The sequence below is a fragment of the Micromonospora sp. M71_S20 genome, from assembly GCF_003664255.1.
In the GTDB taxonomy this organism is placed as follows: domain Bacteria; phylum Actinomycetota; class Actinomycetes; order Mycobacteriales; family Micromonosporaceae; genus Micromonospora.
The window spans coordinates 109,323-133,712 of the sequence record NZ_RCCV01000001.1; the positions used below are offsets into that span (position 1 = coordinate 109,323).

Genomic DNA, 24,390 nt, shown 5'->3' on the forward strand with positions numbered 1-24,390 from the left:
CGCTCCAGGCTAGGTCTGATTGACAGACTCAGCAACGCGCTGCCAGGCTGAGTCCATGACGCAGACGCAGGATCCGGCGCGCAGCCGCACCTTCTCGTGGTCCGACCCGGGCATCAACGCCGCGCACGTCGGCCGGCGCGGCGGCCTGGAGCTGCTCCGCGCGATGATCGCGGGCGAACTGGCGGCGCCGCCCATCATGCACCTGGTCGACATGTCCCGGATGGAGGCCGACGAGGGATGGGTGGCCGTCGAACTCGTCCCGCAGGAGTTCCACTACAACCCGCTCGGCACCGTGCACGGCGGGGTCATCTCCACCCTGCTGGACACCGCCGCGGCGTGCGCGGTGCACACCACCCTGCCGGCCGGGATCGGCTACACCTCGCTGGACCTGAACGTGAAGTTCCTCCGCCCGGTCACGGTCGCGAGCGGCACGCTGCGCTGCGAGGGCACCGTCCTGCAGAGCGGTCGCCGCACGGCCCTGGCGGAGGCGAAGCTGCTCGACGCGAAGGCGCGCCTGGTCGCCCACGCCACCTCGACCTGCCTCCTCTTCCCCCTGGACCCCGCGCCCACCGAGTAGCCGATCATGCAGTTGTGGTGCCGGGATCCCGGTGGTTCAGGCGTTCCGTCCCCCGCCGCGACTGCATGATCGACGGTCCTGTCGCCGGGCCGGGGGTCAGCGGGCGGCCAGGCGGGCGGCGCGGGCGTCGCGCTTCTCCTCGAAGCGGGCGGCGGCGCGCTCCAGGTCGTCGAGGTGCGCCGCGATCTGGTCGCGGGCGGCCTCGCCGTCGGCGTCGAGCCCGGTCACGTTGAACACGTCCCACTGGCGCAGCACCGGCGCCACCACGTCGTCGCGGTGCTGACGCAGGTCGTAGATGCCGGCGAGGGCGATCGCCACCGACTTGCGGGCGAAGCCGTCGATGCCGTTGCCGGGCATCTGGAAGTCCGCCACCACGTCGGCGACCGCCCGCATCGCCTGGCTCGGCGCCAGCTCGAAGGCCCCGGCCAGCAGGTTGCGGTAGAAGACCATGTGCAGGTTCTCGTCGGCCGCGACCCGGGCCAGCAGCGCCTCGCACCCCGGGTCGCCGGTGACCCGACCGGTGTTGCGGTGCGAGATCCGGGTGGCCAGCTCCTGGAACGAGACGTACGCCAGGGAGTGCAGCACCTCGTCGTCGTGGACGTTGGCGTAGCCGGCGGACATGTGCGTCATGCGGGCCCGCTCCAGCGCCACCGGGTCCACCGCCCGGGTGACGGTGAGGTAGTCGCGGATGGCGGTGCCGTGCCGCCCCTCCTCGGCGGTCCACCGGTGCACCCAGGTGCCCCAGGCGCCGTCGCGGCCGAAGAGGGTGGCGATCTCGTGGTGGTACGAGGGCAGGTTGTCCTCGGTCAGCAGGTTGACGATCAGCGCGGTACGGGCCACGTCGGGGATCGTCGAGTCGCTCTCCGCCCACGCCTCGCCGCCCAGCGGCCCGTCGAAGGTACGCCCCTCGCTCCACGGCACGTACTCGTGCGGGAACCACTCCTTGGCGACGGCCAGGTGCCGTTCGAGGTTCTTCTCGACGACCGGTTCCAGTTCGAGGAGCAGGGCGGTCTGGCTGAGTGCGGTCACGACGATCTCCCTACGGTGGCGTAACTTACGCCACCGTAGGTCCGATCGCGCGTACGCGCCAGTAATGTCTCAGCTGACCAGCGGCCTGAGGTCCGCCCGGGGCGGCGTCCACTCCCCCGCCGCGGCGGTGGCCTGCTCGCCGGAACGGATGTCCTTCACCTCGTCGGCCGCGCCGTCCACCCCCGGGAACCAGACGTACGGGATGCCCCGCCGCTCGGCGTAGCGGATCTGCTTGCCGAACTTCGCCGCGCTCGGCGACACCTCGGTCGGCACGCCCCGCGACCGCAGCGCCTCGGCCACCCGGTTGCTGGCGGCGCGCTGCTCCTCGCTGGTCACCGCGACCAGGACGCAGGTCGGCACGTCCCGCGACACCGACAGCGCGCCGGCGCCGAAGAGCAGCCCCAGCAGCCGGGTCACCCCGATCGAGATGCCCACCCCCGGGAAGCGGGTGGCACCGGCGCTGGCCAGGTTGTCGTACCGGCCGCCGGAGCAGATCGAGCCGAACCGCTCGTAGCCGACCATCTGCGTCTCGTAGACCGTGCCGGTGTAGTAGTCCAGGCCCCGGGCGATGCGCAGGTCGGCCACGCACAGGCCCGGGGAGTGCGCGGCGGCGGTCTCCACCACCCGGACCAGCTCCTCGACACCCTCGTCGAGCATCGGGTCGCTGACGCCCAGCGCGCGGACGGCGTCGGCGAAGGAGGCGTCCGGGGCGGAGATCTCCGCCAGCGACAGGACCGCCTTGGCCTGCGCCTCGTTCGCCCCGGCGGTCTGCGCCAGCAGCTCGGCCACCTTCGCCGGGCCGATCTTGTCGAGCTTGTCCACCGCGCGCAGGGCCGACTCCGGGTCGGTCAGCCCGATGCCCCGGTAGAAGCCCTCGCAGATCTTGCGGTTGTTGACCTGGATCGTCACCGGCGGGATCGGCAGCGAGCGCAGCGCGTCGCCGATCACCAGCGGCATCTCCGCCTCGTGGTGCGGGGCGAGGGTGTCGCGGTCGACGATGTCGATGTCGGCCTGGAGGAACTCGCGGTAGCGCCCCTCCTGCGGCCGCTCGCCCCGCCACACCTTCTGGATCTGGTAGCGGCGGAACGGGAACTGAAGCTTGCCGGCGTTCTCCAGCACGTAGCGGGCGAACGGCACGGTCAGGTCGAAGTGCAGGCCGAGCGCGTCGTCGCCGGCCGGGCCGTCGGCGTCGGCCTGAAGGCGCCGGATCAGGTAGACCTCCTTGGAGGTCTCCCCCTTGCGCAACAGCTGGTCCAGCGGCTCCACCGCGCGGGTCTCCAGCGGGGCGAAGCCGTACAGCTCGAAGGTGTCGCGGATCCTGTCGAGGACGTACTGCTCGATCATCCGCTGCGCGGGCGTCCACTCCGGGAAGCCGGAGATGGGCGTGGGCTTGCTCATGATGCTCCGTTCGCGGTCCCGCGCGGTAGGCGCGGGCGAAGAGTCGGCGCGGCCGGCCACGGCCGCGGGGCGAGAAGTCGGTGCGGCCGGCTAGAGGCCGCGGGCGGGGGCCGACGGTCGCGCGCCGCCACCCGCCACCTCGAGGAGGTACGGGTTGGTCGCGCGCTCGCGGCCGATGGTGGTCGCGGGGCCGTGGCCGGGCAGCACGACGGTGTCGTCGGCCAGCGGGAGGATCTTGTCCCGGAGGCTGGTGACCATCCTCGTCATGCTGCCGCCCGGCAGGTCGGTGCGGCCGATGGAGCCGGCGAACAGGACGTCGCCCGAGAGGCAGAGCTGCTCCGCCTCCCACGACGAGCCGGCGGCCGGCAGTCGGAAGAGCACCGACCCGCCGGTATGGCCCGGGGCGTGGTCGACGGTGATCTCCAACCCGGCGAGGGCGAGCGTGGCGCCGTCGGTCAGCTCGGCGACGTCCTCCGGCTCGGTGTACGGCAGCCGCCCACCGAAGAGCGAGGTGAGATCCGCCGACAGCCCCTTGGCCGGGTCGGCGAGCATCTCCCGGTCGCCGGGGTGCACGTACGCGGTGATGCCGCGTGCGCCGCAGACCGGCGCCACCGAGAACGTGTGGTCGAGGTGGCCGTGGGTGAGCAGGACGGCGGCCGGGTGCAGCCGATGCTCGGCCAGCAGGGCGTCGAGCCGGTCGAGCACCCCGATGCCGGGATCGACCACCACGCACTGCTCCCCCGGCGCGGCGGCGACCACGTAGCAGTTGGTGCCGAAGGCGTCCGCGGGAAAGCCGGCCACGAGCACGTCCGCTCCCCTTCCGTCGAGCTTGTCCCCTGTGCCCAGCCTATCGGGCGGCGCGAGCCGGTTCTGCGCGTCCGTCCCGGGCGTCCCACGGGGCACCATCCGCCCGTCCCGGAGTCCCACGGGGGCACAGTGAAGCGTCCCGATAAACCCGGCCCGGACCTCGTACACCACTTTCCCAGCCGGTAGCCGTACACTCTGGCGGGCGTGTGGCGTGGCGCACCCGCCGTCGAACGGGCGCAGGACGCCCGACCACCGGTGACGACCAGGGTAGAGGAAGGGGAGCACGGGTGGCTTCCAGCAGGGACCGGCAGCGCAAACTGGCGCGCGCCAAGCTCGACCGGCAACTCGCCCGCCGGGCCGCCGCCGTCAAACGCCGTCGGCAGATCCAGGCCGGCGTCGGCGTCGCCGTCGTCCTCGCGCTGATCGTGGCCGGCTCGGCGTGGGCGCTGGGCGCCTTCGACGACGAGCCGAAGGAGAACACGGCCGCCGAGGACGTCTGCCTGTGGACGCCGCAGGACGCCACCGCGAACACCAATCTCAAGGACGTCGGCACCCCGGCCACCCAGGGACTGCCCACCGACGGCGTACGCCCGATGACGGTCACCACCAACCAGGGTGCGCCGATCACCGTCGAGCTGGACCTGGCGGGCGCCCCGTGCGCGGCGGCGAGCATCACCCACCTGGCCAGCCGGTCGTTCTACGACAACACCAAGTGCCACGAGATCACCGCCGAGGGCGCGGTGCGCTGCGGCGACCCGAGCGGCACCGGGCTCGGCGGCCCCACCTACTCGTTCTACGACGAGAACCTCCCCACCGCGCCGTCGCCGTCGGCGAGCCCTGCGGCCGGCCAGCCCGCGACCTACCCGAAGGGCACGGTCGCGATGATCGCCAACCCGCCGGGCGCCAACGGCAGCCAGTTCCTGATGTTCTTCAAGGACTTCACGACGGCCGACCCGAAGTACCCGATCATCGGCCGGGTCACCGGTGGGATCGACGTGGTGGCGAAGATCGGTGCCAAGCCGACCGTGGACAATGGGACGGGGGCCAAGGTCAAGCCCAAGGACGACGACGTGGTCGTGCAGAGCCTGACCGTCGGTGAGCCCGTGGCACAGGGGACCTCGGCGCCGGCGCCGTCCGCTTCGGGCGCTCCGGCGGCCAGCCCGAGCGCCGGCTGACCCGGCCGCCCCACCAATCTCAGCGGCACCGACCGCGCCACCCGACAGCCCAGGAGGATCCAGGCGTGACGTCCACCAGAGAGCGGCAGCGCGCGGCGGCGCGCGCCCGGCTCGAGAAGGAGATGGCCGAGCGCGCGGCCAGGGCCCGCAAGCGCCGGCAGACCCAGGCGATCGTGGGGGCCGCTTCGGTCCTGGTCCTCGTCGTCGCCGGCACGGTCTGGCTCGTCACCACCCTCGGCGACGACGACAAGACCGACACCGCCGGCCCGGCGGCCGGCAACGTGCAGTGCGCCTGGACCGAGGTCCCCACCGACCAGCGGTCCCCGCAGATCAAGGACGTCGGGCTGCCGGCCGTGCAGCAGTCGAACACCGGCACCCAGACGATGACGATCGACACCAACCTGGGCCCGATCACCGCCACGATCGACCGTACTGCGGTGCCCTGCACCGCTGGCAGCTTCACCCACCTGGCGGAGAAGAACTTCTTCGACAACAGCAAGTGCCACCGGCTCGTGACCGAGGGCATCAAGGTGCTCCAGTGCGGCGACCCGAGCGCGACGGGCAAGGGCTGGCGGGAGACCGACGGCACCGGCGGCCCGAGCTACCGGCTCGCCGAGGAGAATCTGCCCACCGACAAGCGGCCCCCCTACCCGGAGGGCGTGATCGCGATGGCCAACTCGGGCCAGCCGGGCAGCACGGGCAGCCAGTTCTTCATCGTCTACGGCGACTCGCCGCTGGACCCGAACTACACCGTCCTGGGCACCATCACTGGCGGCATGGACCTCGTGAAGCAGGTCGCGGCGGCGGGCGACGACAAGGCGTTCGCGAAGCAGGCCGGTGGCGGCCACCCGAAGAAGGAAGTCGTCATCAACAAGCTCACCATGAGCGCCCCCCAGGGCTGACCCACACCCCAGCCGTACGACGAGCGCCCGCCGGCCCCGCCGGCGGGCGCTCCCCTGTCCCCGCCCTCCCCGGCCCGCTCGCGGCGATCATGGGGTTGACGGCGATCTCGATCTACCTGGCTGCCGCCAACCTCATGATCGCCGGGGTGCAGGGGTGACGGGGTCGAGGCGGTGGGTGCAGGGGTGGTGGGGTGCAGGGCCGGGTGGTGGGAGGGTGGCACGGCGGCAGAGCGGGGCGCCCCGGCTCGGTTGGGGCCGGGGCGCGCCGTTGTGCGGAGGATCGGGCGGGGTCAGGCGCCCGAGGTGACGCGGTAGGCGTCGAAGACGCCGTCGACCTTGCGGACCGCCGCCAGCAGGTGGCCCAGGTGCTTCGGGTCCGCCATCTCGAAGCTGAACCGGCTCACCGCCACCCGGTCGCGGGTGGTGGTGACCGTCGCGGAGAGGATGTTCACCCGCTCCTCGGAGAGCACCCGGGTCACGTCGGCGAGCAGCTTGTGCCGGTCCAGCGCCTCGACCTGGATGGCGACCAGGAAGGTCGACGCCGAGGTGAGCTTCCAGCTGACCTCGACCACCCGCTCGGCCTGCGCCCGCAGGTCCTCGGCGTTGGCGCAGTCGTCGCGGTGCACGCTGACCCCGCCGGAGCGGGTGACGAAGCCGAAGACCGAGTCCGGCGGCACCGGCGTGCAGCAGCGCGCCAGCTTGATCCACACGTCGCTGACCCCGCGTACGACCACACCGGGGTCGGCGCTGCTCTGCCGGCTGCGGGGCGGACGGGTGGCGACGGCGGTCTCGGCGATGTCCTCCGCCGCGCCCTCCTCGCCGCCGTACGCGGCCATCAGCTTCTGCACCACCGACTGGGCGGAGACCTGGCTGTCGCCAACCGCCGCGTAGAGCGAGGCCACGTCGGCCAGGTGCAGGTCCCGGGCGATCGCCATCAGCGCGTCGGAAGTGAGCATCCGCTGCAACGGCATGCCCTGCTTGCGCATCGCCTTGACGATCGCGTCCTTGCCGGCCTCGATCGCCTCCTCGCGCCGCTCCTTGTTGAAGTACTGCCGGATCTTCGTACGCGCGCGCGGGCTCTTGACGAAGCCCAGCCAGTCCTGCGTCGGGCCGGCCGTGTCGGACTTCGACGTGAAGATCTCGATCACGTCGCCGTTGGACAGCGTCGACTCCAGCGGCACCAGCTTGCCGTTGACCCGCGCCCCGATGCACTTGTGCCCCACCTCGGTGTGCACCGCGTACGCGAAGTCCACGGGCGTCGAGCCGGTCGGCAGCGGGATGACGTCCCCCTTGGGGGTGAAGACGTACACCTCCTGGCTGGACAGGTCGAAGCGCAGCGCGTCGAGGAACTCGCTCGGGTCGGCCGCCTCCCGCTGCCAGTCCAGCAGCTGGCGCAGCCAGGTCATCTCGTCGATGTGGGCGGGCGGGCCGACGATCTGGGTGCCCTTGTGCTCCTTGTACTTCCAGTGCGCGGCGATGCCGAACTCGGCGGTGCGGTGCATCGCGTACGTGCGGATCTGCATCTCCACCGGCTTGCCGGTGGGCCCGATGACCGTCGTGTGCAACGACTGGTACATGTTGAACTTGGGCATCGCGATGTAGTCCTTGAACCGGCCCGGCACCGGCTGCCAGTTGGCGTGGATCACGCCCAGCGCCGCGTAGCAGTCCCGCACCGTGTCGACCAGGATCCGCACCCCGACCAGGTCGTAGATGTCGTTGAAGTCGCGACCCCGCACGATCATCTTCTGGTAGATCGAGTAGAGGTGCTTCGGCCGCCCCGTGGTCTCCGCCTTGATCTTGGCGGCCTTCAGGTCGGTCTGCACCTTCTGGGTGACCTGGCGCAGCAGCGCCTCGCGCTGCGGCTGGTGCTCCCCGATGAGGCGGTTGATCTCCTCGTAGCGCTTCGGGAAGAGCGTGCCGAAGGCCAGGTCCTCCAGCTCCCACTTGATCGTGTTCATACCCAGCCGGTGGGCCAGCGGGGCCAGGATCTCCAGCGTCTCCTTCGCCTTCTGCTCCTGCTTCGGGCGGGGCAGGAAGGTGAGGGTACGCATGTTGTGCAGCCGGTCGGCCAGCTTGATCACCAGCACCCGCGGGTCCTTGGCCATCGCGACGACCATCTTGCGGATCGTCTCGGCCTTGGCCGCGTCGCCCAGCTTGACCTTGTCGAGCTTGGTCACCCCGTCGACCAGCAGCGCCACCTCGCCGCCGAAGTCGGCCCGCATCTGGTCGAGGGTGTATTCCGTGTCCTCGATGGTGTCGTGCAGGAGCGCCGCGACCAGGGTCGTGGTGTCCATGCCCAGGTTGGCCAGAATCGTGGCGACCGCGAGCGGGTGGGTGATGTAGGGGTCGCCGGACTTGCGGTACTGCCCGGAGTGCCAGCGGGCCGCCGTGTCGAAGGCGCGCTGGAGCAGCCGCGCGTCCGCCTTGGGGTGGGCGTCCCGGTGGGTCGAGATCAGCGGCTCCAGCACCTCGCTTACCTGCGAGGACTGCCATGGCGCGTTGAACCGCGCCAGCCGCGCCCGGACCCTGCGGCCGGTGGGCGCGGTGGAGAGCGCGAACCCGGCGCTCGGCATGTGGTCGCCGACGACGTCGGAGGGGAAGGGAAGCACGACCCCCTCGGTCGCCGCGCCCGCGCCGCCGGCCGTCGCGGCCGGCGTGTCGGGGCGTACGGGCTCGGCAGGGACGGTCACACCGGGGCCCGCCTCCGGGGCCTGCGCGTCACCGTTCCGTGCGGTCACCGAGCCGTCCGCGTCGCCTGTCGGGTACACCGTGCCCTCCACCGGAGGGGCGACATCGTGGGACACCGGCCTCCTCACCGCTCGCCGGGAAGTCACCGACCGTGCGCCGGCCGGCCTGGTCTCGCGCCGCCCGGACGGGTTCCGCCCGGTCAGCAAAGGGCAATGCTACCCGCACGCACGGTGCCCCGCCGCTCCGCCGGACGGTCCGCACCGGGTCCGCCCGACGGTCGGCCGGCTCAAACGGTCAACAGGGCATGCACCGGACGCGGGGCCAGCCGCTCCCGGCCGCCGAGCACGGCGAGCTCCAGCAGTACGGTGAAGCCGGCCACGGTCCCGCCGGCCCGCTCCACCAGGTCCAGCGTCGCCTCGGCGGTGCCGCCGGTGGCCAGCACGTCGTCGACCACCAGCACCCGGTGCCCGGCCGTGAAGGCGTCCTCGTGCACCTCCAGCGTGGCCTCGCCGTACTCCAGGGCGTAGGAGGCCGAGTAGGCCGGACGGGGCAGCTTGCCGGCCTTGCGTACGGGCACGACGCCGACCCCGGTCGCGTACGCGATGGCCGCCGCGACCACGAACCCGCGCGCCTCGATGCCGACGACGACGTCGAACGAGGCCCGCCCGTGGTACGCGACGATCCCGTCGATCACCTCGCGGAACACGTCGCCGTCCGCGAACAGCGGCATCAGGTCCTTGAACATGACGCCGGGCTTCGGGAAATCGGGCACGTCGAGCACCCGGCTGGCGACCAGCGCGGCGGCGTCCGGGCCGCTGTCTCCCCGTACCACGGTGCTGTGGGTCTCCGTCACGGCAGTTCCGCTTCCCTTCACGACGACGGCGTCCTGCATGCTGCTCGCACAGAATGCAGGACGCCGTCGGTTCGGTTCCTACCAGGTCTGCCCGGCCGGGCTCACCGCCGCTTGCCGCCACCCGGCCGGTTGCCACCGCCGCCGGCCGGCCGGCCGCCGCGGGCGCCGGTCGGCCGCTTCCCGGCCGGTCGGGCGCCGACCCGCGGCGCCGCGCCGGCCAGCGCGGCCGACTCCGAGTCGACCGGCTCGCCGTCGGACTCGTCGGTAGGGGGAGCGGCACCCTTCGGGGTGACCTCGCCGCGGGCGATCGCGCCCCGGCGGGCCAGTACCCGCTTGTTGTGCGCCTGGATGCGCGGGTCGTAGTTCTTGAGCACCACCAGCAGCGGGGTGGCCAGCAGGATCGAGGTCAGGAACGCCACCGCCATACCGACGAAGAGCACCAGACCGAGGTCCTTCAGGGTGCCCGCGCCGAGCAGGCCGGCACCGATGAAGAGCAGGCCACCGACCGGCAGCAGCGCGACCACCGAGGTGTTGAGCGACCGCATGAGGCTCTGGTTGATCGCCAGGTTGGCGGCCTCGCCGTACGTCTGGTTGTTGTTGGCGGTGATGCCGCGCGTGTTCTCCTGCACCTTGTCGAAGACCACCACCACGTCGTAGAGCGCGAAGCCCAGGATCGTGAGGAAGCCGATGACCGTCGACGGGGTGACCTCGAAGCCGACCAGCGAGTAGATGCCGGCGGTGAGGATCAGATTCATGATCAGCGAGGAGACGGCCGCGACCGCCATCCGCCACTCGAAGCGCAGGACCAGGTAGATCGTCACCACCAGGATGAAGATGACCAGACCGAGCAGCGCCCGGGAGGTGACCTGGCTGCCCCACGCCTCGCTGACCTGGTTGCCGCTGATGGCGGCGGCGTCGATGCCGAACTCCTCGGCGATCTCGGTCTTGACGGCGTTGGACTGCTCGGTGTCGAGCTGGGTGGTGCGCACCTCGTAGAAGTCGCCGCCGGTCCCGCCGACCTTCTGGGTGGTGACCACCTTGGCGTCGTCGCCGGCCGTGGTCAGGGCGTCCTTGACCTTCAGCTCGGTCTGCTCCAGCGTGCCGACGCTGGCCGGGATCTGGAACGAGTTGCCGCCGGCGAACTCGATGCCGAGGCTGAAGCCGCGCAGCCCGAAGCTGAGCAGCGACAGCAGGATCAGCGCGAGCGCGACGCCGAACCAGAGCTTGCGCCGGCCGATGATGTCGAGGCCGGCCTCGCCGCGGTAGAGGCGGCTCGCGAGACCACTCTTTGCCATCTCAGGCCTCCTTGACGCGCGGGTTGCGGGGCTTGGCCGGCTCGGCCGTCCGCGGCGGGAGCGCCCGGCCGAGACCGCTGACCCGCGGGGACAGGAACGCGGAGGTGCGGGCGAACATCGTCATGATCGGGTGCCGGAAGAGGAAGACCACGACCAGGTCCAGCACCGTGGCCAGGCCGAGGGCGAAGGCGAAGCCCTTCACCGTGCCGACCGAGACCACGTAGAGCACCACCGCCGACATCAGCGTGATGGCGTTGGCCGAGATGATCGTGCGGCGGGCCCGGATCCAGGCGCGCGGCACCGCGCTGCGCGGGCTGCGCCCCTCGCGGATCTCGTCCTTGAGCCGCTCGAAGTAGATGACGAACGAGTCCGCCGCCACACCTAGTGACACGATCATGCCGGCGATGCCGGCGAGGGTGAGGGTGAAGCCGATCTGCCGGCCGAGCACCACCAGCGCGCCGAAGACCAGCAGCGCCGACAGGACCAGGCTCAGGAAGATCACCGAGCCGAGCAGGCGGTAGTAGAAGAACGAGTAGATGATGACCAGCAGCATGCCGATGCCCGCCGCGAGGAGACCGGCCCGCAGGTGGCTGGCGCCCAGGGTGGCGGTGACGTTCTGCTGCTCCTGCGCCTCGAAGGTCACCGGCAGTGCGCCGTAGCGCAGCTGGCCGGCCAGGGCGCTGGCGTCCTTCTGGGTGAAGTTGCCGGTGATCTGCGAGTTGCCCGTCAGCACGCCCTGGATCTCGGGCGAGGAGACGATCTCGTTGTCGAGCACGACGGCGACGCGGCACTTGCCGTCCTGGCCGAGGGCGGTGGCGTCGCAGGCCTGGCCCTCGTTGTTGAACGCCTCGCGGGTCAGGTTGGTCCACTTCGTCTGGCCGTCGCCGGTGAAGTCGAGGCTCACCACCCACTGGCTGGTCTGGTCCAGCACCGCGCTGGCGCCCTTGACGTCGGTGCCCAGCACCTTCGCCTGGTCGAGCAGGTACTTCGCGGCACCGTCCTCGCAGGCGACCGCCTGCTGGTCGGGGGTGGAGATCGACGCCGGCGGGCGCTTGTCGAGCTGGGCGCAGCTGATCTGCGGCACGTTGAACTGCATCGTCGCCGGCAGCACCGCGACCTCGCGCGGGTCCAGGGCGGCGAACGGCTTGAGCTTCTCGGCAAGCGACGGGTCGGCGGCCAGGTCGGCCGGGGCCTGCAGGCCGCTCGCGGCGGCCCAGGCGGCGGCGCCGACCTTCTGCTCGACGGCCTTGCGCTGCTCCTCGACGCTCTGCGGCACGGGCTCGCCGCTGGCGCTCGGCGTCGGGGTGGCGGCGCCGGCCGAGGGGGTGGCGGTCGGGGCCGGGGCCATGCCGCCCTGACCGCCGCTCGGCGACGCGGTCGCCTTCGGCGCGGCGCTACCCGTGGGGGCGGCACTGCCCGAGGGCTTCGCGCTGCCCGACGGGGCCGGGGCCGCGCTGCCCGAGGGGGCCGGGGTGGCGGCGGGCGGCGGGGCGGCGGCCGCGCCGCTGCCGTCGGCGGCCTTGAGCACCTTGCGGAAGCGCAGCTCGGCGGCGTCGCCCACCTCGGTCAGGTCGCGGTTCTCGCCGGGCAGGGAGATCACGATGTTGCGGTTACCCTCGGTGACCACCTCTGCCTCGGCGACGCCGAAGGCGTTGACCCGGCTCTCGATGATCTGGCGGGCCTCTTCGAGGTTCTCCGCCGTCGGGGCCTGGCCGCCGATGCTGTTGGTCGCCTCCAGCGTCAGCCGGGTGCCGCCGACGAGGTCCAGGCCGAGCTTGGGCTCGAGCCTGTCCTTCAAGCCGCCGCTGGCGCCGCCCGCGAAGAACACCAAAAGATAGAGGACGACGAAGATGAGCCCGAGCACGGCCAGTTGCCGTCCGGGCCGCATCTGTCCCTGAGGTGGTGCCACGGCTGTCCTGTCTCCCTGTACGGTCGCGCCGCTGCTGCGGCGGGTGTCGGCCGGTCCGGCCGGCGGTTCCGACGGGCCGGCGTCGGAGGCCGGCATCCGGCTCCGAGGCTCGGCGCGGGGGCGCCGAGCGGAACGGGACGAGCCGACTTCCGGCGTCGGGCCCAACTATCCAGTTTTCACGTCGCCTCCGCTGCCCCGTCGGGAGAAGTCGTCACCGGAGTCCGGCGACCACCACCCCGCGCGGGGCGGGAGCGACCGTCACTCCTTGACGACGTCCGCGTCCTCGGTGACCGGCTCGTCGGCCGGGCGCTCGGCCTGGCTGACGACCCGGGCGATGGCCGGGCGGGCGTAGCGGGTCTGCACACCGGGCGCGACCTCGAGCAGGACGGTGTCGTCGTCCACGCCGGTGACCGTGCCGTAGAGCCCACCGATGGTGACCACCTCGTCGCCGGGGGCGAGGGCGGACTGCATGGACTCCGCCTCACGGCGGCGCTTCTGCTGGGGGCGGATCATCATGAAGTACATGACGCCGAAGAGCAGAGCGATCATGAGGATCGGCGTCAGGCTGCCGGCACCCCCGCCGCCCTCTGCTGCGTAAAGCACGGTGAAAGACCTTCCCATTGGCCCCCGTCCCGGCGCGGGCGCGCCGGAGCGGAAGCGGATTCTCACGTCCTGTACAGACCGGCGCGAGTCTAATCCCTGCACCTGGGAACGCCGAATGCGGCACAGATCACGTTCACATCACGGCTGATCGGCATCCGTCGAGAACAGATCGGGCACCGCAGGAGCATTCGTGCCGAATGTACCATTCGGGGGCGTGCGACCCAGATGCCGCCAGGCGGCCTCCGTGGCGACCCGGCCGCGCGGCGTACGGGCCAGCAGGCCGGCCCGGACCAGGAACGGCTCGCAGACCTCCTCCACCGTGTCCGGCTGCTCGCCCACCGCCACGGCCAGCGTGGACAGCCCGACCGGCCCGCCCCGGAAGGAGTCGACCAGCGCGGTCAGCACCGCCCGGTCCAGCCGGTCCAGGCCCAGCGCGTCGACGTCGTACACCGTGAGGGCGGCCCGGGCGGTCTCCAGGGTGACCACCCCGTCGGCCCGGACCTCGGCGAAGTCGCGGACCCGGCGCAGCAGCCGGTTGGCGATCCGGGGCGTGCCCCGGGAGCGGCCGGCGACCTCGGCGGCGCCGTCGTCGGTGATCGGCACCCCGAGGATGCGCGCCGAGCGGCGCAGCAGCACCTCCAGGTCGGCCGGCGAGTAGAAGTCGAGGTGCGCGACGAAACCGAACCGGTCGCGCATCGGCCCGGTGAGCAGGCCGGAGCGGGTGGTCGCGCCGACCAGGGTGAACGGCTCGACGTCCAGCGGGATCGCCGTCGCGCCCGGGCCCTTGCCGACGATCACGTCGACCCGGAAGTCCTCCATCGCGCTGTAGAGCAGCTCCTCGGCCGGCTTGGCGATCCGGTGGATCTCGTCGATGAAGAGCACGTCGCCCTCGGCGAGGCTGGTCAGGATCGCCGCCAGGTCGCCCGAGCGCTCGATCGCCGGGCCGCTGGTCACCCGGATGCCCGAGCCCAGCTCGGCGGCGACGATGTTGGCCAGGGTCGTCTTACCCAAGCCAGGGGGCCCCGAGAGGAGGATGTGGTCGGGCGGGGAGCCGCGCCGCATCGCGCCCTGGAGCAGCAGGTCGAGCTGGTCGCGGACCCGGTGCTGGGCGATGAACTCCTCCAGCCGCTTCGGCCGGACGGTGGCCTCCGCGTCCAGGTCGGCGTCGTGCACGTAGGCGGAGACCAACCCGCCGTCGGGCCCCGTCACCGGGTGCGACCAAGCAGCCGGATGGCGTGCTTGAGCAGGACCGGCACCGGCGGGACGGCACCGTCGATCGTCTCCGCCACCGCGGCCACCGCCTGGTCGGCCTGACCGGCCGTCCAGCCGAGCCCGACCAGCGCCTGCCGGACCTGCTCGGGCCAGGCCCCGCCGGTGACCCCGGCCGCGCCGTCGGCGCCGACCGGCACCGGGCCGACGCGGTCGCGCAGCTCGAGGACCAGGCGCTCCGCGCCCTTCTTGCCGATGCCGGGCACCCGGGTCAGCGCGGCGGTGTCGGCGTTGGCGATCGCCTTGCGCACCGCGTCGGGGGTGTGCACGGCGAGCACGGCCTGGGCCAGCCGGGGGCCGACGCCGCTGGCGGTCTGGAGCAGCTCGAACAGCTGCTTGGCGTCGTCGTCGGCGAAGCCGTAGAGGGTGAGCGAGTCCTCCCGGACGACCAAACTGGTGGCCAGCCGGGCGGGCTGGCCGATCCGCAGGTCGGCGAGGGTGCCCGGGGCGCACTGCACCGCCAGGCCCACCCCGCCGACCTCCACCACGGCGTGGTCCGGACCGGTCGCGGTCACCACCCCGCGCACGCTGGCGATCATCTGGCTCCTCCTCGTCGTACCCGGTCGGCCGCAACGGCCAGCTTGGAGCGCGTCCCGCCCCGCCACACGTGACAGATGGCCAGGGCCAGGGCGTCGGCGGCGTCGGCCGGTCGCGGCGGCTCGGCCAGCCGCAGCAGCCGGGTGACCATGGCGGTCATCTGCGCCTTGTCGGCCTGGCCGGAACCGGTCACGGCCGCCTTCACCTCGCTGGGCGTGTAGGTCTGCACGGGCAACCCGGCGCGGGCGCCGGCGAGCACGGCGATCCCGCTGGCCTGGGCGGTGCCCATCACGGTGCGGACGTTGTGCTGGCTGAAGACCCGCTCGACGGCGACGCTGTCCGGCCGGTGCTCGGCGACCAGGTCGGTGAGCGAGCGGTCCAGGTGCAGCAGGCGCAGCGCCAGATCGTCGCCCGGATCGGTGTGGACGACGTAGTAGGCGATCAGCGTGCAGGGCCGCCCCGGCACGCCCTCGACCACGCCGACCCCGCACCGGGTCAGCCCCGGGTCGACGCCCAGCACCCGCACGCCGCCTCCTCCCCCAGCCGCCAGCAGTACGTGTGTTCGACACCCTACCGAGCCGGGCGACACCCCGCCGCCGGGGACACGCCGGGCGCGCCGACACGCGGCCGGGGCGCGCGGCGGCCACACACTCCGGCCGTCGAGTATGTGTCGCCGGCCCATGTGCGCCCGGACACACAGCTCGTAACTTCATGCGCCATGACGGCAGAACCCGTGGCGGTCCCCCACGTCGTACACGTCGACCTCGCTGGTCGTACCGCCCTGGTGACCGGGGGCGGCAGCGGCATCGGCCGGGCCTGCGCCCTGCGGCTGGGCGCCGCCGGCGCCAAGGTCCTGGTGGTGGACCGCAACATCGAGGCGGCCAAGGCGGTGGCGGTGGAGGCCGGCGGGCGGGCCGAGGGCGTGGACCTGGCCGACCCGGACGCGGTGGACCGGCTCGACGCCGACGTGGACATCGTGGTGAACAACGCGGGCCTGCAACACGTGGCACCGGTGCAGGAGTTCTCCCCGGAACGCTTCGCCCACCTGCACCGGGTGATGGTGGAGGCGCCGTTCCTGATCATCCGCCGGGCGCTGCCGCACATGTACGCCAAGGGCTGGGGGCGGATCGTGAACATCTCCTCGGTGCACGGGCTGCGCGCCTCGCCGTACAAGTCGGCGTACGTCTCCGCCAAGCACGCGCTGGAGGGGCTGTCGAAGGTGGTCGCGCTGGAGGGCGCCCCGCACGGCGTCACCGCCAACTGCATCAACCCGGCGTACGTGCGGACGGCGCTGGTGGAGAGCCAGATCGCCGACCAGGCCGCCAGCCACGGCATCCCGGAGAGCGAGGTGGTCGAGAAGATCATGTTGGCGCGGGCGGCGATCAAGCGGCTGATCGAGCCGGAGGAGGTGTCCGAACTCGTGGCCTACCTCTGCTCCCCGCCGGCGGCGTTCATCACGGGCGCGTCCATCGCGCTCGACGGGGGCTGGACGGCGAACTAGTGGCAAGCCGCACAATGTCGGTCATGTCGTCACCGGTGGAGTTCCTGGAGCTGCTCGCCCGCGAGGCCGCCGCGGTGGAGTTCGAGGGGCCGCTCGTCGCCGCGCGCGCCGCCGGGCTGCCGCCCGCGCGGCTCGCCGAGCTGGAGCAGGCCAAGACGGTGGCGCTGCGGGTGCGCGCGCTGCTGGAACGCCGCCGCCGCCGGGAGGTCGAGCTCTCCGGGCTGTACGACACGGTGAGCGACCTGGCCGGGCTGCGCGACCTGGACGACGTGCTGCGCGCGATCGTGCACCGGGCACGCAACCTGCTCGGCGCGGACGTGGCCTACATGACCCTCGACGACGAGGAGCGCGGCGACACGTACATGCGGGTCACCGACGGTTCGGTCTCCGCCCGCTTCCAGCAGCTGCGGCTGCCGATGGGCGCCGGCCTCGGCGGCCTGGTGGCCCAGTCTGGCGCCCCGTACGTCACCGCGAACTACCCGGAGGACGACCGCTTCCACCACACCGGCGAGATCGACGCCGGCGTGGGCGAGGAGGGCCTGGTGGCCATCCTCGGGGTGCCGCTGCGGCTCGGCTCGACCTCGATCGGGGTGCTCTACGCGGCCAACCGCTCGGCCCGGCCGTTCGTGCGGGAGGAGGTGGCGCTGCTGGTCTCCCTCGCCGCGCACGCGGCGGTGGCGATCGACACCGCGCGGCTGCTCGCCGAGACGCGGGCCGCGCTGGAGGAGCTGTCGTTCGCGAACACCACCATCCGGGCGCACAGCAGCTCCGTGGAGCGGGCCGCGGCGGCACACGACCGGATGACGGCGCTGGTGCTGCGCGGCGGCGGCGTGGAGGACGTCGCCGCGGCGGTCACCGACGTGCTCGGCGGCGCGCTGCTCGCGCTCGACGCGGAGGGCCGGCTGCTGGCCCGGGTCGGCGAGATCGAGGAGCCCGACCGGGCGGACATGGTGGAGGCGGTGGCCGCGTCGCGCACGGAGGGCCGCAGCGTGCGCCGGGGCCGGCTCTGGTACGCCGCCGTGGTGGCCGGGGCGGAGAACATGGGCGCGCTGGTGCTGCGCCCCGACGACGAGCTGGTCGACGCCGACCAGCGGATCCTGGAGCGGGCGTCGCTGGTGACGGCGCTGCTGCTGCTGTTCCGGCGTACCGTCGCCGAGGCGGAGGGGCGGGTCCGGGGCGAGCTGCTCGACGACCTGATCGCCCGGCCGCTGCGGGACACCGACGCGCTGCGCAGCCGGGCCCGCCGGCTCGGCGTGGACCTGGACGCCCCGCACGTGCTCGTGGCGGTCGGCGACGACGCCATCGCCGCCACCGGCTCGGCCCGACAGCGGGTGCTCTCCTGGGCCACCACGTACGCCTCGACCCGGGGCGGTCTGGCGGCGGCCCGCGACGGTCGGGTGGTGCTGATGCTGCCGGGCCGGGACGCGGGCGGCAGCGCCCGGGCGGTGGCCCGGGACCTTTCGCGGGTGACCGGCCGGCCGGTGACCGCCGGGTCGAGCGGCCCGTCGACGGGGCCGGCGTCGCTGGCCGCGACGTTCGCCGAGGCGGAGCGGTGCCTGACCGCGCTGGGTGCGCTGGGCCGCTCGGGGCAGGGGGCGAGCACGGCCGAGCTGGGCTTCGTGGGGCTGCTGCTGGGCGCCGTCGGCGACGGGGGCGACAAGGACGTGAACCGGTTCCTGACCGCCACCGTCGGGCCGGTCGTCGACTACGACGCCCGGCGGGGCACCGCGCTGGTCAAGACCCTGGAGGCGTACTTCGGGGTGGGCGGCAGCCTGGCCCGGGCCGCCGAGCAGCTGCACGTGCACGTCAACACGGTCACCCAGCGGCTGGAACGGGTCGGGCAGCTGCTCGGCGCCGACTGGCAGAAGCCGGAGCGGGCGCTGGAGGTGCAGCTGGCCCTGCGCCTGCACCGCCTGCGTACGCCGGCCGCCTGAGCCGCAGTTCGATTACCCGCCGCCTGGCCGCCGGCCCCCGCCCGGCGGGGCGGTCAGCGGGCGCGGATGCCGTCCAGGACGCCGTCGACGATGCGCTGCGGCAGCGTCGTCTCGTCGAGGTCGGGGTGCCAGCGCATGACGCGCTGCACCAGCATCGGGCCGGTCAGCATCGCCATGACCACCTCGACGTCGAGATCCGCGCGCAGCTCGCCGGAGCGCATCCCGCGCCGCAGCACCTCGCGCATCATCTCCCGCCGGGGCTCGATGATGTTCTGGTAGAGCTGGTACTGCTCGGGGCTGCGGTTGACCTCCGGCACCAGGCAGGGCATGATCCGCGCCGCCCGCGGGTCGATGTGGTGACCGACCGCGCCGACCAGCAGGATCAGGTCGTCGCGGACCGAGTGGCCGGCGGGCTCGGGCGGGGTCCCCTTGAGCGTACGCAGGGCGTCGCGCAGCAGCGCGTCCTTGCCGGACCAGCGGCGGTAGATGGTGGCCTTGCCGACGCCGGCGCGGGCGGCGATCGCCTCGATCGAGATCGCCTCGATGGTGCTGCCGTCGGCGAGCAGGTCGAGGGCGGCCTCGACGATCGCCTCGTCCGCGCGGACGCTCCTCGGCCGCCCGGGCGGCCGAGGAGCGTCGGCGGTGGAAGTCATGTCGGACATTGTTCCCGAAGCTAGGCGGTCCCGGCCAACTCGGGTTCCCCCACCGGCGCCGGCTTCCCCGCCGGGGCGGCGGGGCGGCCGGGCATCCACCGCAGCACCACGACGATGCCGAGCGCGGCGATCGCGGCGGCGAGGCCCGCCGCCCAGTGCATCGCGGCCAGGAAGGCGTCGTCGGCGACCGCGATCAGCTGCGGCGCCGCCGGCCCGAGCTGACCCGCCGCGGCGTACGCGCCGGAGATGGACTCGCCGGCCGCCTCGCGCGCCCCGGCGGGCAGGTCCCGCAGGGCGGGGTCGACGTCGGCACGGTAGACCGCGGAGAGCACCGACCCGAGCACCGCCACGCCGAGCGCGCCGGCCACCTGCCGGACCGTGTTGCTGACCGCCGAGCCGACGCCGGCCTTCTCCCGGGGCAGCGCGGACATGATGGACTCCGTGGCCGGGGGCATGATGTTGGCCATCCCGGTGCCCTGGAGGAAGAAGACGACCAGCACCACCCAGATCGGGGTGGCCGCGTCGACGAAGGCGAACGCGCCGAGCGCGACCACGGTCAGCGCCAGCCCGACCGTCGCGACCGCCCGGCCGCCGTAGCGGCGGACCATCGCCGCGCTGCTCGGGGCGAAGATGAGCTGGGCCGCGGCGAAGGGCAGGTAGAGCAGGCCGGTCTCCAGCGGGCTGAAGCCGCGCACCAGTTGCAGGTAGAACGAGCTGAAGAACATCACGCCCATCGCGGCGAAGAAGACCAGCCCGACGATGGCCACCGGAGCGGCGAAGCGGGGCACCCGGAACAGCCGCACGTCCAGCGACGGGTGGTCGCTGCGCCGCTCGTACGCGACGAACCAGGCCAGCACCGCCAGGCCGCCGAGGATCGCGGCCCAGACCAGCGGACGGCCGAAGCCGTGCTCGCCGCCGTCGATGATGCCGTACGTCAACGCGACGAGCCCGACCACCGACAGCAGTACGCCGCCGACGTCGACGCGGCCCGGATCCGGGTCCCGCGACTCGGGCACGAGCAGCGCCACCAGCACCACGCCGAGCGCCACCACCGGCACGTTGATCAGGAAGACCGAGCCCCACCAGTAGTGCTCCAGCAGCGCGCCGCCGAGGATCGGGCCGATCGCCACCGCCAGGCCGACCGCGCTGGCCCAGACGCCGATCGCCCGGCCCCGCTCCCGGGGGTCGAAGACGTTGGAGATGATCGAGAGCGTGACCGGCATGATGGCCGCGCCACCCACCCCCATCAGCGCGCGGGCCGCGACGAGCTGCGCCGGGCTCTGCGCGTACGCCGACAGCAGCGACGCCAGCCCGAAGAGCACCAGGCCGATCAGCAGGAAGCGCTTCCGCCCGGCGCGGTCACCGAGCACGCCGAAGGTGAACAGCAGGCCGGCGAAGACCAGCGTGTAGGAGTTGATCGACCACTCCAGCTCGCCCTGACTCGCGCCGAGGCCCTGCACCGGGTCGGCGAGCGTCCGCAGCGCGACGTTGAGGATCGTGTTGTCCAGGACGACCACGAGCAGGCTGATCACCAGCACCCCGAGGATCGCCCACCTCCTCGGGTGTCCCGTGTTCTCGTGCGGTGGCATCTTCGCGTTCTCCCCCCCGGCCCCGTTTCGATACGGGTCAGACTCGTAATTCAGGGTGTCAGCGTAGGCGGGTGATTATCGATACGGAACCGGTTCGTATCTTATGTGGCGGCGGTCACTCCTGTCCTCTTCCCGGGTGCGGTTCGTGGACCTGCGCGCTCGTGGGGTGGCTGCGCGCTCGTGGGGTGCTGCGCACGTTGGGGTGGCTGGCTGCCCACGCGTGGAGTGGTTGCGGCGCGTCGGGGTGGGGGCGGTGCGTCGGGGTGGGGGCGGTGCGTCGTGCCCGGCTCCGGGCGGTCAGGCTTGATCCCTGCGCCGGGCACGGCGGGCCACACCCGTCGGCGCCCGCCCTCGCGTCCGCCCGCTGCGGGCCCTGGTGCGGCGCGGCCTGAGCGAGGGTGGCTCGACGTGCCCGCCCTTCGCCGTGCCGATCATGCAGTTGTGGTGGGCGTCGTGCCCAGGATTGCGCCTTATATGGGGCGCCACAATGATCGACGCCCGCCTGCCTCGGGTGCTCGGGTGCTCCGGCTGCTCGGGAGATCTTGGTAGGTAAGGGCCCTTTGAGGGGCGTTTACCTACCAAGATCTGGGAGGTGCGGGCGGATCCGGTGCGCCGCTTGTCCGGTTTCGGGGTTGTCGTTCGGTGGGGCGTCGGTGGTCGATCGCCTGGGATGGCGCAATGAGGCGGCTGTCCGGTTCGGGGGTGTGATCGGGGGCATCGTGGGGGCGGAATCGTGGCCGGGGCGGGGTCGTTACACCCTGCGTACGACCGAGCAAGGCAAGGCCGCGCCGCCCGATGGGATGGTGTGCCGGGGCCCGGAATGATGGCGGGCCGGCGGTCGTTACACATGGTCCGGCCGGCGTGAGGGCATCCCCCGCCGCGCGCAGCCGGCGTGAGGGCATCCCCTGCCCCGCGAAACAGCCCGGCCCTTCCGGCCAGCACAGGTCGGACACATGCGGGCCGACGCGGCTGATCTGATCTTTCCTCCGGTGCGACGCCGGAGATCCCCCTCCAGTTCGTGCTGGAGTTTCCCTCTTGAAGTTCATGAGCGCCGGACGGTGCTTGCATCCGCGTAGCCGATCCCTCTCGGTGCGGGTGCCAACCTCCGAATGGAGCATCTTCGATGAACACGATCATTCGTAACAGCGTGCTCGGTATCGCCGGTCTGGCGTTCGCCGGTGGTGTGGCCGCCGGCCCGATGACCGACACCACCCACACCAGCGCCCCGAGCGTGGACACCACCGCCGTCGCCGTCGCCGTGCGCGCCGACAAGCCGGACATGGGCACGCTGGTGCCGCATGGTGTGCAGGGTGCGCAGTCGCGTATCGACCTGTCCGACGAGCAGGTCGCCAACGTCAAGGCCATCATCGCCGCGACGAAGAAGGCCGGCATGAACGAGCGCGCCGCCGTGGTCTCCATCGCGACCGCGCTGCAGGAGTCGAAGCTGGAGAACCTGGGTCACCTGGGTGACCGCAACGACCACGACTCGCAGGGCCTGTTCCAGCAGCGCCCCTCCAGCGGGTGGGGCACCGTCGAGCAGATCACCGACCCGGAGTACTCGACGACGGCGTTCCTGAAGGGCCTCAAGCAGGTCGACGGGTGGCAGGACATGCCCCTGACGAAGGCGGCGCAGACGGTGCAGGTGTCGGCGTACCCCGACCACTACGCCCAGTGGGAGCAGCAGGCCGCCGACCTCGTCGCCGAACACTGGAACAGCTGACCCGGACACGGACACGACTGACACAGACTTTCCACCACAAGGGGGATCGCCGGCCGGCACCCGAACCCGGGGTGCCGGCCAGCGGCACATCCACCGTCGTCATTGCGCGAAGGGCTTGACTTCAAGTTCGGATCAGGTTCGAGGATCTCAGTCGGGATCCACGGCCTCTGACAAGTCCGACACGGGAGCACGCATGAGCGCTGACACCAGCTTCTACTCGATCATCGACTACACGGTCGACGGGCCCGACACGCAGCGGGAACTGGTGGCCGCCTTCGCGGACGTCCAGGAGCGGTGGGTCCGCTTCTATCCCGGCTACCGGTCGGCCCGGTTCCACGTCAGCACCGACGGAACCCGCGTCTACAACATCGTGCGCTGGGCGAGCAGGGCGGACTACGACAACTTCGTGGCGACCTCCGACACCGAGGGCCGGGCGGCAGCCATCGCCGAGGCGCTGGACGGCCTGTCCGGCAGGGCCGAACCCCGGATGAGCGGCATCCCCACCTACACCGTCGTCCGCGAGATCGGGCCCGGCCCGCAGAAGGCCGACGCCTGACCTCCCCGCCGCCGAGGGACCACCCGACCGGCCTCGGCACCGCAGGAAACGGATCCGACTCGCCCGAGCCGGCAGCGACCGCAGGTCGTGCCGCACGCGGAGGAACCCATGAAGATCGAGATGTACGCGGACGTGCTGTGCCCCTGGTGCTACATCGGCAAGAGGCGCCTCGCCACCGCCCTGACCGGCGCCCCGGACCGGCACCGGACACAGGTCGTCTGGCGCAGCTACGAGCTCGCCCCGCACGAGGGCAGGACCCCCGGCCGGACGGCGGCCGAGGCCATGGCGGACTGGTGGGCGGATGCCGCGCCCGCCAGGATCGCCCGCATCCGCACCCTCGGCGCGGCCGAGGGCCTGGAACTCAACCTGCACCTCGCGCGACCGGTGAACACGTTCGACGCCCACCGACTGGGTCACCTGGCCGCCGACCGCGGCCTCGCCGACGAGATGATGGAACGGCTGCTGCGCGGCTACCACACCGAGGGACTCGACATCGCCGCCCCGGACACCTTGGAACGGTTGGGAGTCGAGGCCGGGCTGGACGTCACCGACGTCCGCACCCTGCTGGCCCGTGACGCCTACGCGGACCGCGTCCGGGCCGACGAGCGCCGCGCCGTGGAGTGCGGCGTCACCGGCGTCCCCTCGCTGGTGATCGACGGTCGGCCCCCGATCTCCGGGGTCCAGGCCCCCGAACGGCTCCGCCGCCTGCTCAGCGGCCCTCCGGCCGTACCCGTGGAATAGAACCGCAGGCGGCGACGGCGGCGGGCAGCGTGGCCAGCCGGGTCGCCGGCGCGCCGAGCGGCTCGATCCAGCCCGGGCCGGCGCCGTACACCCGGATCGCCGGGAGGTCGCGGGCGAAGCGCACCAGGCGGTACGCGCGCCCGGTGACCGGCGTCTGCGCCCAGACCACGACGACGCCCGGGCGGACGCGACGGGCGGCACTGCCCAGTGCCGTCCACGGCAGGGCCGGCCCGAGCAGCAGGCTGCCCCGCGTGCGCTCGCGCAGCGCGGCGGCCAGCGCGTGCAGGCCGAGGCAGTGCGTCTCCTGCTCGGCGCCGGCCAGCAGCACGCCGCCGGTGGGCAGCGGACGGCCCGGTACGCGCCGGAACACGTCGAGGCCGACGCGGAGGCCCTCGGCGAGGGCGTGCTCGACGGCGACCTCGATGGCGGTGTGCCCGGGCAGCGCGGCCAGCATCGGCACGCAGACCTGTTCCCACAGCGCCGCCGCGCCCCACTCGTCGGCCACCTCGACGACGAGCGCGGCGACCCGGTTGGCGTCGAGGTCCTCGGCGGCCAGCGAGAGCTGCTTGCGCGCGGTCTCGACGGCCCCGACCGGCATGGGATCTGTCAGCACCAGACGTACCCCCGGGTAGACGTTCACTACCCGGGGGTACG

At 72.7% G+C, this 24,390-nt stretch carries 22 protein-coding genes; 8 read left to right on the plus strand and 14 right to left on the minus strand.

Annotation, left to right across the window (positions count from 1 at the left end; all coding sequences use genetic code 11):
• Positions 1–55: 55 nt before the first annotated feature.
• The gene (locus tag DER29_RS00520) at positions 56–577 is read left to right on the plus strand and encodes a PaaI family thioesterase (protein WP_121395312.1); all 522 of its coding nucleotides are present in this window, start codon (positions 56–58) and stop codon (positions 575–577) included.
• Between the two features lie 96 nt (positions 578–673).
• Here DER29_RS00520 and DER29_RS00525 read toward each other — a convergent pair whose 3' ends face one another.
• The 3 genes from DER29_RS00525 to DER29_RS00535 form a co-directional block, all read right to left on the minus strand.
• Positions 674–1,606 (minus strand): acyl-ACP desaturase, encoded by a 933-nt coding sequence (locus DER29_RS00525; protein ID WP_121395313.1) that lies wholly within the window; start codon positions 1,604–1,606, stop codon positions 674–676.
• A gap of 69 nt (positions 1,607–1,675) precedes the next feature.
• Entirely contained in the window at positions 1,676–3,004 is a 1,329-nt protein-coding gene (hisS, locus tag DER29_RS00530; RefSeq protein ID WP_121395315.1) for a histidine--tRNA ligase, read from the minus strand.
• A gap of 90 nt (positions 3,005–3,094) precedes the next feature.
• On the minus strand, positions 3,095–3,811 hold the full coding sequence (locus DER29_RS00535) for an MBL fold metallo-hydrolase (RefSeq protein ID WP_121395317.1): 717 nt from the start codon (positions 3,809–3,811) through the stop codon (positions 3,095–3,097).
• A 287-nt stretch (positions 3,812–4,098) separates the two neighbouring features.
• On the opposite strand from DER29_RS00535, the gene DER29_RS00540 reads away from it, so the two are divergent.
• Positions 4,099–4,986, plus strand: coding sequence for a peptidylprolyl isomerase (locus tag DER29_RS00540; protein WP_121395319.1), 888 nt, complete (start codon positions 4,099–4,101; stop codon positions 4,984–4,986).
• Between the two features lie 65 nt (positions 4,987–5,051).
• Positions 5,052–5,888, plus strand: coding sequence for a peptidylprolyl isomerase (locus DER29_RS00545; RefSeq protein WP_121395321.1), 837 nt, complete (start codon positions 5,052–5,054; stop codon positions 5,886–5,888).
• 290 nt (positions 5,889–6,178) lie between these two features.
• On the opposite strand, the gene DER29_RS00550 is transcribed toward DER29_RS00545, so the two are convergent.
• From DER29_RS00550 to ruvC, 8 genes are all read right to left on the minus strand, one after another.
• On the minus strand, positions 6,179–8,692 hold the full coding sequence (locus tag DER29_RS00550) for a bifunctional (p)ppGpp synthetase/guanosine-3',5'-bis(diphosphate) 3'-pyrophosphohydrolase (RefSeq protein WP_121395323.1): 2,514 nt from the start codon (positions 8,690–8,692) through the stop codon (positions 6,179–6,181).
• A gap of 170 nt (positions 8,693–8,862) precedes the next feature.
• Positions 8,863–9,429: an adenine phosphoribosyltransferase gene (locus DER29_RS00555; RefSeq protein ID WP_121395325.1), complete on the minus strand. Its 567-nt coding sequence runs from the start codon at positions 9,427–9,429 to the stop codon at positions 8,863–8,865.
• Between the two features lie 101 nt (positions 9,430–9,530).
• Positions 9,531–10,724: a protein translocase subunit SecF gene (gene secF, locus DER29_RS00560; RefSeq protein ID WP_121395327.1), complete on the minus strand. Its 1,194-nt coding sequence runs from the start codon at positions 10,722–10,724 to the stop codon at positions 9,531–9,533.
• A 1-nt stretch (position 10,725) separates the two neighbouring features.
• Positions 10,726–12,633, minus strand: a complete 1,908-nt coding sequence (gene secD, locus DER29_RS00565; RefSeq protein WP_199729060.1) for a protein translocase subunit SecD — start codon at positions 12,631–12,633, stop codon at positions 10,726–10,728.
• 258 nt (positions 12,634–12,891) lie between these two features.
• Entirely contained in the window at positions 12,892–13,236 is a 345-nt protein-coding gene (yajC, locus tag DER29_RS00570; RefSeq protein WP_172896543.1) for a preprotein translocase subunit YajC, read from the minus strand.
• A 138-nt stretch (positions 13,237–13,374) separates the two neighbouring features.
• Positions 13,375–14,445: a Holliday junction branch migration DNA helicase RuvB gene (gene ruvB / locus DER29_RS00575; protein WP_121395331.1), complete on the minus strand. Its 1,071-nt coding sequence runs from the start codon at positions 14,443–14,445 to the stop codon at positions 13,375–13,377.
• Positions 14,442–15,044: a Holliday junction branch migration protein RuvA gene (gene ruvA / locus DER29_RS00580; protein ID WP_121395333.1), complete on the minus strand. Its 603-nt coding sequence runs from the start codon at positions 15,042–15,044 to the stop codon at positions 14,442–14,444. The genes ruvB and ruvA overlap by 4 nt, the downstream gene beginning before the upstream one ends.
• Complete coding sequence (gene ruvC / locus DER29_RS00585) at positions 15,041–15,568, minus strand: crossover junction endodeoxyribonuclease RuvC (protein ID WP_121395335.1); 528 nt, start codon at positions 15,566–15,568, stop codon at positions 15,041–15,043. The genes ruvA and ruvC overlap by 4 nt, the downstream gene beginning before the upstream one ends.
• 192 nt (positions 15,569–15,760) lie before the next feature.
• Between ruvC and DER29_RS00590 the strand changes: the two genes are divergently transcribed.
• Positions 15,761–16,543, plus strand: a complete 783-nt coding sequence (locus tag DER29_RS00590; RefSeq protein WP_121395337.1) for a 3-hydroxybutyrate dehydrogenase — start codon at positions 15,761–15,763, stop codon at positions 16,541–16,543.
• Between the two features lie 14 nt (positions 16,544–16,557).
• On the plus strand, positions 16,558–18,477 hold the full coding sequence (locus DER29_RS00595; protein WP_121395339.1) for a helix-turn-helix domain-containing protein: 1,920 nt from the start codon (positions 16,558–16,560) through the stop codon (positions 18,475–18,477).
• A 53-nt stretch (positions 18,478–18,530) separates the two neighbouring features.
• Here DER29_RS00595 and DER29_RS00600 read toward each other — a convergent pair whose 3' ends face one another.
• Together DER29_RS00600 and DER29_RS00605 are read right to left on the minus strand one after the other, a co-directional pair.
• Complete coding sequence (locus DER29_RS00600) at positions 18,531–19,139, minus strand: TetR/AcrR family transcriptional regulator (protein ID WP_121395341.1); 609 nt, start codon at positions 19,137–19,139, stop codon at positions 18,531–18,533.
• Positions 19,140–19,150: 11 nt separating this feature from the next.
• Positions 19,151–20,719 carry an MFS transporter gene (locus DER29_RS00605; RefSeq protein WP_121395343.1) on the minus strand — a complete coding sequence of 523 codons (1,569 nt, stop codon included), beginning with the start codon at positions 20,717–20,719 and terminating at the stop codon, positions 19,151–19,153.
• Positions 20,720–21,842: 1,123 nt separating this feature from the next.
• On the opposite strand from DER29_RS00605, the gene DER29_RS00610 reads away from it, so the two are divergent.
• The 3 genes from DER29_RS00610 (at position 21,843) to DER29_RS00620 (ending at position 23,736) form a co-directional block, all read left to right on the plus strand.
• The gene (locus tag DER29_RS00610; RefSeq protein ID WP_121395345.1) at positions 21,843–22,439 is read left to right on the plus strand and encodes a hypothetical protein; all 597 of its coding nucleotides are present in this window, start codon (positions 21,843–21,845) and stop codon (positions 22,437–22,439) included.
• Positions 22,440–22,632: 193 nt separating this feature from the next.
• Positions 22,633–22,995 carry an antibiotic biosynthesis monooxygenase gene (locus tag DER29_RS00615; protein ID WP_121395347.1) on the plus strand — a complete coding sequence of 121 codons (363 nt, stop codon included), beginning with the start codon at positions 22,633–22,635 and terminating at the stop codon, positions 22,993–22,995.
• Positions 22,996–23,103: 108 nt separating this feature from the next.
• Positions 23,104–23,736, plus strand: coding sequence for a DsbA family protein (locus DER29_RS00620; RefSeq protein WP_121395349.1), 633 nt, complete (start codon positions 23,104–23,106; stop codon positions 23,734–23,736).
• Here DER29_RS00620 and DER29_RS00625 read toward each other — a convergent pair.
• Positions 23,705–24,376 carry a transcriptional regulator gene (locus DER29_RS00625; protein WP_233599597.1) on the minus strand — a complete coding sequence of 224 codons (672 nt, stop codon included), beginning with the start codon at positions 24,374–24,376 and terminating at the stop codon, positions 23,705–23,707. The genes DER29_RS00620 and DER29_RS00625 overlap by 32 nt on opposite strands.
• Positions 24,377–24,390 lie beyond the last annotated feature (14 nt).

Bases quoted from the DNA above. Each gene is read 5' to 3' on its own strand.
- DER29_RS00590 (WP_121395337.1), top strand. From the start codon at position 15,761: ATGACGGCAGAACCCGTGGCGGTCCCCCACGTCGTACACGTCGACCTC.
- hisS (WP_121395315.1), bottom strand. From the start codon at position 3,004: ATGAGCAAGCCCACGCCCATCTCCGGCTTCCCGGAGTGGACGCCCGCG.
- DER29_RS00610 (WP_121395345.1), top strand. From the start codon at position 21,843: ATGAACACGATCATTCGTAACAGCGTGCTCGGTATCGCCGGTCTGGCG.
- DER29_RS00605 (WP_121395343.1), bottom strand. From the start codon at position 20,719: ATGCCACCGCACGAGAACACGGGACACCCGAGGAGGTGGGCGATCCTC.
- DER29_RS00600 (WP_121395341.1), bottom strand. From the start codon at position 19,139: ATGTCCGACATGACTTCCACCGCCGACGCTCCTCGGCCGCCCGGGCGG.
- DER29_RS00615 (WP_121395347.1), top strand. From the start codon at position 22,633: ATGAGCGCTGACACCAGCTTCTACTCGATCATCGACTACACGGTCGAC.
- DER29_RS00595 (WP_121395339.1), top strand. From the start codon at position 16,558: ATGTCGGTCATGTCGTCACCGGTGGAGTTCCTGGAGCTGCTCGCCCGC.
- secF (WP_121395327.1), bottom strand. From the start codon at position 10,724: ATGGCAAAGAGTGGTCTCGCGAGCCGCCTCTACCGCGGCGAGGCCGGC.
- DER29_RS00520 (WP_121395312.1), top strand. From the start codon at position 56: ATGACGCAGACGCAGGATCCGGCGCGCAGCCGCACCTTCTCGTGGTCC.
- DER29_RS00620 (WP_121395349.1), top strand. From the start codon at position 23,104: ATGAAGATCGAGATGTACGCGGACGTGCTGTGCCCCTGGTGCTACATC.
- ruvA (WP_121395333.1), bottom strand. From the start codon at position 15,044: ATGATCGCCAGCGTGCGCGGGGTGGTGACCGCGACCGGTCCGGACCAC.